The following is a 13,363-nucleotide window of genomic DNA, read 5'->3' as shown; positions in this document are numbered from 1 at the left end:
CGAGACAACCGTTCTGCAAGGAAGCCATCGAGCATGACCATGAATGATTCGAACCGCTGGCTGTGGCTGGCGGGCCTGTTGCTGTGCACCTGGCTGGTGTATCTGCTGACCCCCATCCTGACGCCGTTTCTGATCGGCGTTCTGCTGGCCTATCTGGGCGATCCGCTGGTCGATCGCCTGGAGCGCTGGGGGCTGTCACGCACATGGGGCGTCATTGCCGTATTCGCGTTGTTCAGCCTGCTTTTGCTGGTGTTGTTGCTAGTGCTGGTGCCTATGCTGGGCAAGCAGCTGGTCAGGCTGTATCAATTGGCGCCACTGGCTCTGGATTGGCTGCAGCACGTGGCGCTGCCGTGGGTCCAGACGCAATTCGGGTTGGAAGACAACTTCTGGCAGCTCGATCGGCTCAAGGCGGCCTTCACCGCGCACCTGGGCAGCACCACCGATGTGCTGGGCATGATTCTGAGCCGCGCCACCGCTTCCAGCCTGGCGCTGCTGGCCTGGATCGGCAATCTGCTGCTCATCCCGGTGGTCAGTTTCTATCTGTTGCGCGACTGGGACCTCATCATGCTCAAGCTGCGCAGTCTGCTGCCGCGCAAGCGGGAGGGCATGGTGGTGCGGTTGATGAGCGAATGCCACGAGGTCATCGGCGCGTTCCTGCGTGGTCAGCTGCTGGTGATGCTGGCGCTGGCGATTATCTATGCCTCCGGCCTGATGCTGGTGGGGCTCGAGTTGGGGCTGCTGATTGGCGTGTTGGCCGGGCTCGCCAGCATCGTGCCCTATATGGGGTTCGTCGTCGGCATCGGTGCAGCGGTAATCGCCGCGCTTTTCCAGTTCGGACTGGCGCCTTATTCGCTCATCGGCGTGGCGGTCGTGTTTACCGTGGGGCAGATGCTCGAAGGCATGCTGCTGACGCCACTGCTGGTGGGCGATCGCATCGGGCTGCATCCGGTCGCGGTGATCTTCGCCGTGCTCGCCGGTGGGCAGCTGTTCGGTTTTACCGGTGTGCTGCTGGCGCTTCCGGTGGCAGCGGTGATCATGGTTCTGCTGCGCCACGTGCACGATCTCTATAAACTCTCGGACCTTTACGCCGAGCCCGCCGGTGCACCGGCCGAACCACCCGGTCAGCCATGAAACCCATCCAGCTTCCCCTAGGCGTCCGCCTGCGCGACGACGCCACTTTTGCCAACTTCTACCCGGGCGCCAATGCTGCGGCGCTCGGCTATGTCGAGCGCCTGTGTTCGCCTGCCGCGGGGTGGTCCGACGAGCTGATCTATCTCTGGGGGCAGCCGGGCGTCGGTCGCAGCCACCTGCTGCAGGCAGCCTGCTTGCGGGTCGAGGAGCGCGGCGAGCTGGCCGTCTATCTGCCGCTGGCCGAGGTTGCCGAGTATGGCCCGGCATTGCTGGACAACCTGGAGCAAAGCGAGCTGGTCTGCCTGGACGACCTGGATGCCGTAGCTGGCGACGCCATCTGGGAAGAGGCATTGTTCCATCTGTTCAACCGGCTGCGTGATGCGGGGCGGCGTTTGCTGCTGGCGGCCGATGCGTCGCCGCGCGAGCTGGCCATCAAGCTGCCCGATCTGCAGTCGCGATTGAGTCTGGCGCTGGTGTTCCAGCTGCAGCAGCTTTCCGACGAGGACAAGCTGCGGGCGTTGCAGTTGCGCGCCTCGCGCCGCGGCTTGAACTTGCCGGACGATGTCGGTCGCTTCATTCTGACCCGCGGCTCGCGCAGCATGAATGCACTGTTCGAACTGCTGGACCAGCTGGATCAGGCGTCGCTGCAGGCGCAGCGCAAGCTGACCATCCCCTTCCTCAAGGAAACCCTGGGCTGGTAGAGGATTGGCGGGCGCGCATCGCTGCGCTTCCGCCATCCGTTCAGGCCTCGCCGGCGGCCTTGCGCTCGTATTGATAGCTCCAGCGCGTATACAGCAGCGCCGCGACGAAGAGCGTCAGGCTGATGGCTGCTTCCAGCACGCCGTAGATCATTCGCGCCGGATCGATCGCGGCGAGCACGCCCTGGATGAAGTACAGGTTAACGATAAAGCAGGTCCAGGCATGCGCGCGCGGGCTGCCGGCCAGCATGCCGGGCGCGACCAGTGCCAGCGGGATGAGCTGGATGCTGAGCACGACCCAGATGCGTGCGCCGTGCAAGTCGGCGAATGCGAGGTTCCATACGGCCAGCAGTGCTGCCAGGCCGAAGAAGCTGGCAAGGCTGATCACCCGGCTGGATTTCACCCGGGGGGCGAGCCACTCCAGCGGTGGCAAGGGTTTGCGCTTCTTAGCCACGCGGGGTCTCCAGCTGCTGTGCGGTGCGCGCCAGGCGCTGCCCGAGGGCGCGACAAAGCGCGATTTCATGTTCGTCCAACAGCCGCTTGCCATCCGCGCCTGCATGGTGGCTCGGACCGTACGGAGTGCCGCCACCGCGCGTTTCCAGCAGTGCGTTCTCGCTGTAGGGCAAGCCGAGCACGAGCATTCCGTGATGCAGCAGCGGCAATAGCATCGACAGCAGGGTGCTTTCCTGGCCGCCATGCAGGCTCGAAGTCGAGGTGAAGACACCGGCCGGTTTGCCAACCAGTTCACCGGTCAGCCACAGGCTGCTGGTGCCGTCGAGGAAGTACTTCATCGGCGCTGCCATGTTGCCGAAGCGCGTCGGGCTGCCGAGGGCCAGGCCCGCGCAATTCTTCAGATCTTCCAAGGTAGCATACAGGGCACCTGCATCGGGAATGGCCGGGGCGACCGCTTCGCATTCAGTGGACACGGCGGGCACCGTGCGCAGGCGTGCTTCCAGACCGGCCATCTCCACGCCGCGGGCAATCTGCCGGGCCATCTCGGAGGTGGCGCCATGACGGCTGTAGTAAAGCACCAGGATATAGGGCGTGCTCACGGCAGGATCTCCAGCACTCTTTCCGGCGGGCGACCGACGATCGCCTTGTCGCCTGCCACCAGGATTGGGCGCTCGATCAGCCGCGGATGTTCGACCATCGCCTCGATGAGCTCGGCTTCGCTGAGTTCGGGGTTGGCCAGCGCGAGGCTCTTGTATTCATCCTCGCCGGTGCGCAGCAACTGGCGGGCGGAGAGCCCCAGCTTGTCGAGCAGCGCGCGCAGTTGCGCAGCGGTCGGTGGCGTTTCCAGGTAGCGCACGATGGCAGGTGTCAGCCCGCGGGCCTCCAGCAGCTCCAGCGCGCTGCGCGATTTGGAACAGCGCGGATTGTGGTACAGAGTGAGTTCGGTCATTTGTAGTTGCGTCAGGCCGGATGAGGTGGCCATTCTAACCCTCAAAGGGACGCTGGCCGAAATCTGGCGCCTCGCCAGCTCCGGGCACGCTTGTCTCGGGCTGTGGTCGTAAGCGCTGTCGCGCCAATGGCTGCAACAGCCCAGTAAGGAGTAGGGATGCATCAGCGCATCGACAACACGTTCGAGTTCGGCCGTTTCCTGGTTCGGCGCTTTATGGCCGATCAGGGACCGCAAAGCGCTGCGGCGCTGACCTACACCACGTTGTTCGCCGTGGTGCCGATGATGACCGTTACCTTCGCCATGCTCTCGGCGATCCCGGCATTCAAGGGGTTTGGCGAGCAGATCCAGTTCTACATCTTCAACAATTTCATTCCGTCCACCGGGGCGACCATTCAGGAATACCTGCTCGCCTTTACCAGTCAGGCGCGCCAGCTCACCTGGTTTGGTGTGGGATTCCTGATGGCCACGGCGTTGATGATGCTGCTGACCATCGAAAAAGCGTTCAACACCATCTGGCGCGTCCGCCAGCCGCGCCGAGGCGTCTCCAGCTTCTTGCTCTACTGGGCCATCCTCAGCCTTGGCCCGCTGCTGCTGGGCGCCGGTTTTGCCACCAGCACCTACATCGCCTCGCTGTCGCTCATTTCCGGGCCGTATGCGCTTATCGGCGTCGGCACGCTGATCAAGGTGATGCCGCTGCTGCTGAGCGTGGCGGCGTTCACCCTGATCTACGCCGCTGTTCCCAACACCCGGGTGCCGCTGCGGCATGCCCTGGTGGGTGGGGTCTTCACTGCGGTGCTGTTCGAGGCGGCGAAGCAGATGTTCGGTGTCTATGTCAGCTACTTTCCGAGCTATCAGCTGATCTACGGCGCTTTTGCGGCGGTGCCGCTGTTTCTGTTGTGGATTTACCTCTCGTGGATGATCGTGCTGTTCGGCGCGGAACTGGTCTGTGGTCTTTCCTCGTCGCAAAAGTGGCGCCGACGCCCACTGCCGCGTCTGCTGGTGATGCTGATGCTGCTGCGCAACCTGCACGAGCGGCAGCAGGAGGGGCGCGAGCTGCATCTGCGTGATTTGCACAAGGCGGGGCTCAGGCTGCCGGAGGACGAGTGGGATGACATCCTGGGCTTCTTCGAGCAGGAGCAGCTGGTCTGTCGCACCGGGTCTGGTGGCTGGGTGCTGTGCCGCGATCTGAATCACTACAGCCTGGATCAGCTGCTGCGTTGCAATCCCTGGCCGCTCTCGGCGCGAGTCGAACTACCGGAGCAGCTCAATGAGCCCTGGTACCCGACATTGCGCCGCTCGCTCGAATTGCTGCAGCAGGAACAGGCCAATCTGTTCGGCGGCAGCCTGGCGGACTGGCTGCAGGCGAACGGTGACAAAAAACGTCAGTAACGGAAGGAATGCGCAGGCCCAGATATCAACGGCGCTCATGGGCGGGCGATTTCCCTGCGCTGGGACGCGCGCAGTCACGCGTGCGGCCGGACGGCTCAACGCTGGCACGCTTCTGGCTATAACCTGGATAGTTGAGAGGACGGCCTGATGAACGGCAAGCGCAGCACCATTCTTTATCTGCACCAGCGAGCGCCCGATGCGGCGCTCGAGGCGTTGAATCGTCTGACCGGTCTGCGCTTTACGCAGTGGCCCGAATCATTGGTTGATCGTGCCGATGTGCTGACTGGCACCACAAGTGCCGATGCGGTATGCCAGTCGGAAAAGCCGAAGGTGGTCAGCGGCTGACTTCAGGCCTGGATGGCCTGTTTCTGCGCAACGGGCTCGACCGGGTGCACGAACAGCTCTTCGACGATTACCGCCGTGACCGCCGCGGCAGGGCGTACATGAATCTGCAGATCCTCGATCTTGTGCCGAACTGGCAGTCGCGCGACGCCTGATAGCAGGATCTTGCCGGCGCCGTCGGTGCGTCCGTGGTCCACGGCCGCTTCGCGAAGCTGCTGGCCATCGCGGTACTTGGCAATGAGCGACACCGTCAACCCTGGATGCCCCTGCAGTTGCAGCCAGCTTGCAACGTTGTATTCGGCGACGCGGCCCTCATAGGTGGTCAGCGCGATGACGGCTTGTTCGACGATGCGTGCGGGTACGGTACCGATCAGTTTGTCGTGATGTTGAGACATGGCTTCGCTACTGGCAGGCGGTGATGGGTGCGGAATTATAGGCAGCGCACCCGTGGCAAAACTGTGCACTTGGCCGCCGCACCACGTGACCCGACTCGCATAACGACAAAAACGCGCCGGTAACTTGGCGCCTTCGGTGGCTCCGTCAGGATATGGTGCGGCTGAGGTGCCCTTGCGGCGAGGGAGGCGGTATGCTCTGCCTTGTGTGTAGGGGATAGCCACCATGACCAGACCGCTCGCTTCGCTCCTTCTATGTTCCTGCCTGTTCCTGTCGGCCTGCGATAACGGCTGGGGTGTCGATCAGCATGGACGCGAAATCACCGCTGCGCAGTTGCAGGGGCGTTGGCTGCTGATCAACTACTGGGCCGAATGGTGCGGGCCGTGCCGAACCGAGATTCCCGAGCTGAATGCATTGTCCGAAGCCGATCACGGGCTTGAGGTGCTGGGGGTCAACTTCGATGAGCTGCGTGGCGAGGAGCTCGCCCAGGCAGCCGAAACCCTGGGAATTCGGTTTCGCGTGCTCAGCGATGATCCGGCCGAGCGTCTGCAGTTGTCCCGTAGCGAAGTGTTGCCCGTTACCTATCTGGTGGACGATAGGGGCACCGTCCGCCAGCGCCTGGTGGGTGAGCAGACCGCCGAAGGAATCCTGGCGCATCTGGCTCGCCTGAAAGACCAGTGAAGTCCGGTCAGGGTTTGACGTACCAGAAATCCTGCCAGAAACCGATCACCTTGGCCGGGTAACGATTTTGGCCGAGGCTGCCGTTGTAGCGCGCCAGCGCCCGATTGATGTCGCCCTTTTCCTTCTGCAGGTAGTAGCTGAGGATCGTGCAGCCATAGCGCAAGTTGGTTGCATTGTCGGTGAGGTTGTCCTGGGGGCGTCCCAGTTCAGCTTTCCAGAAAGGCATCACCTGCATCATGCCTTGCGCACCGACGCTGGAAATGGCGAAGCGGTCGAAGCGGCTTTCGGCATGAATCAGCGCCAGCACCAGTTCCGGCTTCAGTCCGGCCTTGCTCGCTTCCCGATGGACCAGCCTCAGCAGCGACAGGCGCTCCTCGGCGTCCGGGACATAGCGTTTGAGCCGCCCGGACATGTCGACCAGCCAGACCTCGGCATCGAAGCGATCCTGAAAGCTGTCCGCCTCGGCGACCGTACGCTGCATCAACTCGCGCAGTTCCGGTTCCGGAGCCTGGCGAATGTTGGCCGCCGCCGGCAGCGCGCCGAGCAGCAGCAATGCGAGCACGATACCGCGCAGCTTCATCGTGCTCAGTTCCCGTCGCTGCCTTCGATCAGGCTTTGCAGGAACTGCTGCTGCAGCTCCGGATCGTTGCGTGTCAGCTCGATCAGGCTCTGCTCCAGTTCGCTGGCTTCTTCTTCCAGCCCCAGCTCCGACAGGCGGCGAACGCGATGTACCCACTGTGCCACATCGTCGCCCTCGAGATCGTCGAAGATCAGGTCATGGGCTTCCTGCAGCTTGCCGCGCAGCTTGTGGCTGACCAGTAGCGTGGCGTCGGCACGGGTGCCGTCCTGAGCGTCTTGCACGGATAGCTGCAGCTTGCCTACCTGTGAGATGTCTTGGTCGGGGAAGGGCCCGTCGAGAAGGTTCAGGCGCAGGACGCCGAATCTGTCCGTCGACAGTTCATGCGTATGCGGACCGGCGACAACCAGAACCGGGCGTTCGGCCCAAGGCAGGCTGGTGTATTCGAGGCGTGCGTCCCTGCGTTGTTCATTGATGCTGGCAAGGTTCTGCTGCGAGCGACCGTTGGATTCGACGTTCATGAACGGGTTCATGCCGGCGAAGCCGTAGCTGATCCAGCCGCGAGTCGCCTGCTCGGGCAGATTGCCGAGCAGCACCACGTTGAGCACGTTGGCCCCGACGCCTGCCACCACCGCGACTGCACCCAGCGGGATCTCGTACAGCTCACGCCAGGGCTGGTAGGGCGTGTAGCGGTCATAACGACGGGTGACTTCGAAGTCGGTCACTTCGAACGTCTTCTGCTCCTGCACACGAATTCGCCGTTGTGGCAGCTCGAGTACCTGCGGTTCGCCAAGCTCGATGCGAAGGCTGTGGTCGAGCAGCTTGCGCTCGGTGCGGGCCTCGTGCTCGCTACGCTGAGGCAGGTGATTGGCGCAGCCGCCAAGCAGAAGCGCCGCACAGAGCGCGGCGCTGGTTGAAGCGACAAGATGTCGGTTGAGCATGGTTTCCGATCAGCGATGAGCACGCGAGTTGATGAAGGACAGGATTTCCGATGCGGCGACCGGCTGCGGCTGGGCATCGCGGCGATGCTTGTACTCCAGCATGCCGTCTGCCAGCCCGCGATCACTGACGACGATGCGGTGCGGGATGCCGATCAGCTCCATGTCGGCGAATTTGACGCCGGGACTGGTCTTCTTGTCACGATCGTCGAGCAGGACTTCGTAGCCGGCTGCGGTGAGTTCGGCGTAGAGGTTGTCGGTGGCTTCGCGAACCGCCTCGGTCTCGTACTTCATCGGTACCAGCGCAATCTGGAATGGCGCCAGGGCGTCCGGCCAGAGAATGCCGCGCTCGTCGTTGTTCTGCTCGATGGCCGCGGCCACCACGCGGGAAACCCCGATGCCATAGCAGCCCATGATCAGGGTCGCCGGCTTGCCGTTCTCGCCCATGACCTGGCAGTTCATCGCTTCGCTGTACTTGGTGCCGAGCTGGAAGATATGACCCACTTCGATGCCGCGCTTGATCACCAGGCAGCCCTTGCCGTCCGGGCTCGGATCGCCAGCCACCACGTTGCGCAGGTCAGCAACCTGCGGCAGCGGCAGGTCACGTTCCCAGTTCAGGCCGAAATAGTGCTTGTCGTCGACGTTGGCGCCGGCAGCGAAATCCGCCATCAGGGCGACGGAGCGATCGACCACGCATTGAACCGGCAGCTTCAGTGGGCCCAGCGAGCCAGGACCTGCGCCGATGGCGGCACGGATCTCGGCTTCGGAGGCAAACACCAGCGGGCTGGCGACCTGTTCCAGGTTGGCGGCCTTGATCTCGTTCAGTTCGTGGTCGCCACGGATGATCAGTGCGATCAGCTGGTTCTTTTCGACACCATGCACCACCAGCGTCTTCACCGTTCTTTCGACCGGCAGACCGAACTGTTCGACCAGTTCGGCGATCGTCTTGGCGTCCGGCGTGTCGACCAGGCGCAGCTCCTCAGTGGCTGCTGCACGCTCGGTTTCGCGGGGGATGGCTTCGGCCTTCTCGATATTGGCAGCGTAGTCGGAGCTGTCGCTGAAGGCGATGTCGTCCTCGCCGGATTCGGCCAGCACATGGAACTCGTGGGAGCCAGTACCGCCGATGGAGCCGGTGTCGGCCTGCACCGGACGGAAATTCAGGCCCAGGCGGGTGAAGATGTTGCAGTACGCCTGATGCATGCGATCGTAGGTTTCCTGCAGCGACTCCTGGGAGAGATGGAAGGAGTAGGCGTCCTTCATCAGGAATTCGCGTCCGCGCATCAGCCCGAAGCGCGGGCGGATCTCGTCACGGAACTTGGTCTGGATCTGGTAGAAGTTGATCGGCAACTGCTTGTAGCTGTTCAGCTCATTGCGGGCCAGGTCGGTAATGACTTCTTCGTGGGTAGGGCCCACGCAGAACTCGCGGTCGTGACGATCCTTCAGGCGTAGCAGCTCGGGCCCGTATTGCTCCCAGCGCCCGGACTCCTGCCACAGCTCGGCCGGCTGGATGGCGGGCATCAGAACTTCCAGTGCGCCTGCCTTGTTCATTTCCTCGCGAACGATGGCCTCGGCCTTGCGTAGCGCTCGCAGCCCCATCGGCATCCAGGTGTAGAGGCCGGAAGCCAGCTTGCGGATCATCCCGGCACGCAACATCAGCTGGTGGCTGATCACCACGGCATCGGAAGGGGTTTCTTTGAGGGTTGAGAGCAGGAACTGACTGGTGCGCATGTGGCCGTTATGTCCGTGCAGAGGCTGGAATTAGGCTCGGCATTGTACGGCGCGCGGGGTGCGGCGTACAGGACGGAGGCGGTGAGGCTCGGGGCGCCTGACGAAACGAAAGAGCCCGGCTTGCGCCGGGCTCCATTGCTGCATCGGTATGCGTAAGCGCCTGGGTTACAGGATGCTCAGCGGGTACTCGATGAAGGCGCGGATCTCGTTCAGGTCCGGGCTGCCAGCGTCACGCAGGGCGCCGTTGGAACGGTAGATCGAGTTGCGCAGCTTGAGCGACAGGTCCTTCACCGGGCCGCTCTGTACGACGTACTGGACCTGGTTGAAGAATTCGCGCTCCTTGCCTTCGCCAAAAGCGGTATCGATGTTGTCGCCATAGACATAGGCGGTCTTCCAGAACAGGCCGGGTGCGCCAAAGGTGCTGAAGTCCAGTTCATAACTGGCCTGATAAGAACGCTCGTCCTTCCAGTTGAAGTCCGAGTAGTAGGAGTTGGCTACCCAGATGGAGCTACCGCCGTCGCCAATATCATAGATATAGCCGCTATCTCCGCTCACTCGCTGATGAGCCAGGATGAAGGCGTGAGCGCCGATGGAATATTTGCCCGAAAGGCTCCAGATCTTGGTGTCGAGTGTCTCTCCGAATGTCTCCTTATCGTACTTGTTATCGTAAATATTGAAGTCAAAAGTGAGTGATTGATCCCCACCGATCGGCATCACGTAGTTGACGTTAGCGTATTTTTTCTTCGCAACGTCTTCGTTGTCGGCGTAATACAGCGATGCGCTCAGATTTTCATTGAAAGCGTAGCTGCCGCCGATGACGTCGATGCTCTTCAGTGTTCCTCCGATGGTGCTGTTATAAGAATCACGACTGGAGGACGGCATGGCGCTGTCCGCGGTAAAGCGGCCTGCGTTCAGTTCGAGACCCTCGATTTCCTTGCTAGTGATCAGGGTGCCGGTAAAGGTTTCAGGCAGAAGGCGCGAGTCGTCGTAGGCAAGGACCGGCATCATCGGCATTTGGTTGCCGTACTTGATTACTGTGTTGGAAAACTGAGCCTTGATTGCGGCACCTGTCTGGGAGAGGTCGCGTTCAGGGTCGCCGTTGGAGTCGGTTTCGAACATGGCGCCGTAGTTGTAACCACGACCGCCATCTAGGCGCACCCCGAGAATGCCATATGCATCTACGCCTACGCCGATGGTGCCCTGAGTGAAGCCCGACTCGAAGGTGGTGATGAAGCCCTGACCCCAGCTACGGCGGTCTGCGGTGCCATCCTTGAAATCACGGTTGAAATAGGTATTACGCAGCAACAGATCGAGGCTTGCGTCCTCGACAAATCCCTTGGACTCCGATTGCTGGCTGGCCAGCGCCATCTGGGAGGTGCCCGCCGCTACGGCCAGGGCGATTACGCTCCACTTCATCACTTTCATTGTGATTGCTCCTTTGGTTTAAAAATGGTGCTTACCTTTCTGCTATTTGGTCAGAAAGGGTGCAACTTCTTAGTCCCGCATCAGGCTTTAGCCAGTAATGGTCGCTTACGCGAAAAAGCCATCCAGAGAATGTACTGTTTAGCTCTAGTGCAGCGCTAGAGCAAGCTGCACGACGCCGATTGAGCGCTTGAAGCTTTGGTCGGCGCGTCCTCGCTTCGAAATAGCAAGAATCGTACTCAAATTGAACGCGCGCGGAATGATGGCATTTATGGGCTAATTCCAAGTGTGCTTTGCACCGAAATGTCACCTCTGCACCGCTGGCTGGCACCATCGTCGTGCGTAGTTGGCAAGGGAGGTGGCCGGACTGTCCTGGCTCCTTGCGGTATGCTTTGGCGATCATGTAGCGCAACCTGCGCGGCCAGTTCTGGAGGTTTCTATGTTCGTCCTCGATTCGCGTCTTGAGCAGGATACGTTGGTGCTGGGGGATTTCCCGCTCTGCCGCTTGCTGCTGATGAACGATGCGCAGTACCCCTGGTTCATCCTGGTGCCGCGCCGCGAAGAGGTCAGCGAGCTGTTCCAGCTAGACGCTGCCGATCAACAGGCCTTGTGGCGGGAGACGACGTCGTTGGCCGAGACGGTCAAGGACACCTTTCGCGCGGACAAGATGAATGTCGCTACGCTGGGCAACGTGGTCGGCCAGCTGCACATGCATGTGATCGCCAGGCGGCGCGACGACGCGGCATGGCCTGCCCCGGTGTGGGGGCGGCATCCGGCCAAGCCGTATAGTGACGAGCAGATTGCTGCCATTCGAAGCAAGCTCAAGCTCGTGCTCACCGATCACTTCCGCTTTGGAGAATGATTGTGGATCTTGAATCGCGAGTAACGGACCTGGAGACGCGTCTGGCATTTCAGGATGACACCATCCAGGCGTTGAACGATGTACTGGTCGAGCAGCAGCGGCTGGTGGAGCGGCTTCAGCTCCAGCTGGTCGCACTGGCGAAGCGTCAGGAGGAGATGCAGGGTTCGTTGGGTGCTGCCGATGAGGACGAGGCGCCGCCACCTCATTATTGAAGAACCGCTGGCGGGGCGCCGGCCCCGCCAGGCACTGCGTTAGCGGCCAGCTTCGACCGGGACGACGTCTTCGGCCTGCAGACCCTTGTCGCGCATCATGATGGTGAACTCCACTCGCTGGCCTTCCACAAGGATGCGGTGCCCCTCGCCACGAATGGCGCGGAAGTGGACAAATACATCGTCACCGCTGTCCCGAGAAATGAAACCGAACCCCTTTGAGGTATTGAACCACTTGACGGTGCCGGCTTCGCGTCCGGCCGCGGAGGGAACACTCGCGCTCGTACTCATGCGAGACGGTTTGGGTTGCTTGTTGCGGCGCTGAGGTGTTGCCAGGTGCAGCAGCACTGCGACAAAGGCAAGCAGCAGGCTGGCCAGGGTGGCGGGTTGACCGGCGATTTGTGGCAGTGAGGCGAGTACGAAGACGGCTTGCAGGGCGATGGACAGGAGCAGGAGCGCCGACGCGGCGATGATCACCGGGCGGGTCCGGCTGTCATTCAGTAGTGCCGACGGCGCGAATTGAACATTGAGCAGGCCGAGCATCAGCAAGCACAGGGCTTCGGGTTGCAGTAACAGCGGCTCAGCGCCGCGCAGGCTGGGAATGAAGGACAGCAGCAGAGCGATGACGCCCGCTAGAACATGGACGATCTTTAACATTCTTGTATGACTCACGATTTGATGACACGACAGAGAGGCGGCAATGCCAAGGCTCGCTGGAAAACGTTCATCGGGCAGGGCTGAACACTGTTCGAGGAACCGCGCGCGTCTGGGCAATAGCGCGGCGTATTTAACAGGAAAGGCGTAGGGCGCTCAAATGAGCGTGGAAGCGGCGGGATCCGAGCGCAGGAGGGCCGAAGCGGGACAGGGCGCGCAGCGTCGCACGCCCGTCCGATGAGCCTTAGGCAGAAAGCAGGCTGCGCAGCATCCAGGCAGTCTTCTCGTGGCTCTGCATGCGCTGGGTCAGGAGGTCGGCCGTCGGTTCGTCATTGACCTTGTCCAGCAGCGGGAAAATGCCGCGAGCGGTGCGGACCACCGCCTCCTGGCCTTCGACCAGCAGCTTGATCATTTCCTCGGCCGACGGTACGCCTTCCTCTTCCTTGATCGAGCTCAGGCGGGCATAAGCCGCGTAGGTGCCCGGGGCCGGAAAGCCCAGGGTGCGAATGCGCTCGGCGATGTCGTCCACGGCCACAGCAAGTTCGGTGTACTGGGTTTCAAACATGGTGTGCAGCGTGTTGAACATCGGACCGGTCACGTTCCAGTGGAAGTTGTGGGTCTTCAGGTACAGGGTGTAGGTGTCGGCGAGCAGGCGAGACAAGCCCTCTGCGATGGCTGCACGGTCCTGTTCGGCGATACCGATGTTGATTTCCATGTTTTTCTCCTGTGGATGGTTCAGTCGTTAGTTATGCCAGAAAAACACGCTGCGTTGTGAAGCGTCGCGTTTCCGGATCAATGCTCATCGCTTTTTTGAAGTCGCCAGACGGTCCAGGGTTCAATCGGCTGATCCCGTCGTCCGGCTCGACGGCTGCGCCGCGGTGATTAAGTGGCTATAATCCCGCGCTTGTGCCCGGCGCTTCAGCTTGCATGCTGCATC

Annotated in this window: 17 protein-coding genes; 7 read left to right on the top strand and 10 right to left on the bottom strand. The window is 61.8% G+C overall.

From position 1 onward, the window contains the following. The first annotated feature begins 33 nt into the window (after window positions 1-33). Both PSTAB_RS14165 and hda read left to right on the top strand, forming a co-directional pair. On the top strand, window positions 34-1,131 hold the full coding sequence (locus PSTAB_RS14165; protein ID WP_013983451.1) for an AI-2E family transporter: 1,098 nt from the start codon (window positions 34-36) through the stop codon (window positions 1,129-1,131). Beyond that, a complete protein-coding gene (gene hda / locus PSTAB_RS14160; RefSeq protein WP_013983450.1) occupies window positions 1,128-1,832 on the top strand; it encodes a DnaA regulatory inactivator Hda in 705 nt (234 codons plus the stop codon). Before PSTAB_RS14165 ends, hda begins: the two co-directional genes overlap by 4 nt. Before the next feature lie 40 nt (window positions 1,833-1,872). On the opposite strand, the gene PSTAB_RS14155 is transcribed toward hda, so the two are convergent. From PSTAB_RS14155 to arsC, 3 genes are read right to left on the bottom strand one after another with little or no spacing between them, the layout of a single operon-like run. Continuing rightward, on the bottom strand, window positions 1,873-2,283 hold the full coding sequence (locus PSTAB_RS14155) for a DUF2069 domain-containing protein (RefSeq protein ID WP_011913930.1): 411 nt from the start codon (window positions 2,281-2,283) through the stop codon (window positions 1,873-1,875). Then, entirely contained in the window at window positions 2,276-2,881 is a 606-nt protein-coding gene (wrbA, locus tag PSTAB_RS14150) for an NAD(P)H:quinone oxidoreductase (RefSeq protein WP_013983449.1), read from the bottom strand. Before wrbA ends, PSTAB_RS14155 begins: the two co-directional genes overlap by 8 nt. Further along, window positions 2,878-3,231, bottom strand: coding sequence for an arsenate reductase (glutaredoxin) (arsC, locus tag PSTAB_RS14145; protein WP_013983448.1), 354 nt, complete (start codon window positions 3,229-3,231; stop codon window positions 2,878-2,880). The genes wrbA and arsC overlap by 4 nt, the downstream gene beginning before the upstream one ends. A gap of 156 nt (window positions 3,232-3,387) precedes the next feature. On the opposite strand from arsC, the gene PSTAB_RS14140 reads away from it, so the two are divergent. Together PSTAB_RS14140 and PSTAB_RS14135 are read left to right on the top strand one after the other, a co-directional pair. Continuing rightward, complete coding sequence (locus PSTAB_RS14140) at window positions 3,388-4,620, top strand: YihY family inner membrane protein (protein ID WP_013983447.1); 1,233 nt, start codon at window positions 3,388-3,390, stop codon at window positions 4,618-4,620. A 147-nt stretch (window positions 4,621-4,767) separates the two neighbouring features. Beyond that, window positions 4,768-4,965 carry a hypothetical protein gene (locus tag PSTAB_RS14135; RefSeq protein WP_013983446.1) on the top strand — a complete coding sequence of 66 codons (198 nt, stop codon included), beginning with the start codon at window positions 4,768-4,770 and terminating at the stop codon, window positions 4,963-4,965. Window positions 4,966-4,967: 2 nt separating this feature from the next. Here PSTAB_RS14135 and PSTAB_RS14130 read toward each other — a convergent pair whose 3' ends face one another. Then, entirely contained in the window at window positions 4,968-5,357 is a 390-nt protein-coding gene (locus PSTAB_RS14130; protein ID WP_013983445.1) for a hypothetical protein, read from the bottom strand. A gap of 223 nt (window positions 5,358-5,580) precedes the next feature. On the opposite strand from PSTAB_RS14130, the gene PSTAB_RS14125 reads away from it, so the two are divergent. Further along, window positions 5,581-6,036 (top strand): TlpA family protein disulfide reductase, encoded by a 456-nt coding sequence (locus tag PSTAB_RS14125; RefSeq protein ID WP_011913925.1) that lies wholly within the window; start codon window positions 5,581-5,583, stop codon window positions 6,034-6,036. A gap of 7 nt (window positions 6,037-6,043) precedes the next feature. Here PSTAB_RS14125 and PSTAB_RS14120 read toward each other — a convergent pair whose 3' ends face one another. From PSTAB_RS14120 to PSTAB_RS14105, 4 genes are all read right to left on the bottom strand, one after another. Beyond that, a complete protein-coding gene (locus PSTAB_RS14120) occupies window positions 6,044-6,616 on the bottom strand; it encodes a lytic transglycosylase domain-containing protein (RefSeq protein ID WP_011913924.1) in 573 nt (190 codons plus the stop codon). A 5-nt stretch (window positions 6,617-6,621) separates the two neighbouring features. Beyond that, entirely contained in the window at window positions 6,622-7,554 is a 933-nt protein-coding gene (locus tag PSTAB_RS14115; RefSeq protein ID WP_013983444.1) for a hypothetical protein, read from the bottom strand. Between the two features lie 9 nt (window positions 7,555-7,563). After that, window positions 7,564-9,279 carry a proline--tRNA ligase gene (locus PSTAB_RS14110; protein WP_013983443.1) on the bottom strand — a complete coding sequence of 572 codons (1,716 nt, stop codon included), beginning with the start codon at window positions 9,277-9,279 and terminating at the stop codon, window positions 7,564-7,566. 165 nt (window positions 9,280-9,444) lie between these two features. Continuing rightward, window positions 9,445-10,704, bottom strand: a complete 1,260-nt coding sequence (locus tag PSTAB_RS14105; protein ID WP_013983442.1) for an OprD family porin — start codon at window positions 10,702-10,704, stop codon at window positions 9,445-9,447. A 436-nt stretch (window positions 10,705-11,140) separates the two neighbouring features. Here PSTAB_RS14105 and PSTAB_RS14100 point away from each other — a divergent pair, with 436 nt between their 5' ends. Then, window positions 11,141-11,563: an HIT family protein gene (locus PSTAB_RS14100; RefSeq protein ID WP_013983441.1), complete on the top strand. Its 423-nt coding sequence runs from the start codon at window positions 11,141-11,143 to the stop codon at window positions 11,561-11,563. Next, entirely contained in the window at window positions 11,560-11,775 is a 216-nt protein-coding gene (locus PSTAB_RS14095) for a SlyX family protein (protein WP_011913919.1), read from the top strand. Before PSTAB_RS14100 ends, PSTAB_RS14095 begins: the two co-directional genes overlap by 4 nt. A gap of 39 nt (window positions 11,776-11,814) precedes the next feature. Here the strand turns inward: PSTAB_RS14095 and PSTAB_RS22075 are convergent, their stop codons facing one another. Both PSTAB_RS22075 and PSTAB_RS14085 read right to left on the bottom strand, forming a co-directional pair. Beyond that, complete coding sequence (locus PSTAB_RS22075) at window positions 11,815-12,429, bottom strand: cold-shock protein (RefSeq protein ID WP_013983439.1); 615 nt, start codon at window positions 12,427-12,429, stop codon at window positions 11,815-11,817. 241 nt (window positions 12,430-12,670) lie between these two features. Continuing rightward, a complete protein-coding gene (locus tag PSTAB_RS14085) occupies window positions 12,671-13,141 on the bottom strand; it encodes a Dps family protein (protein WP_011913917.1) in 471 nt (156 codons plus the stop codon). Between the last annotated feature and the right edge of the window lie 222 nt (window positions 13,142-13,363).

The sequence above is a fragment of the Stutzerimonas stutzeri genome (assembly GCF_000219605.1).
Lineage (GTDB): Bacteria > Pseudomonadota > Gammaproteobacteria > Pseudomonadales > Pseudomonadaceae > Stutzerimonas > Stutzerimonas stutzeri.
The sequence above is the reverse complement of the archived record's forward strand: the minus strand, read 5'-3'. Positions and strand labels throughout refer to the sequence as shown.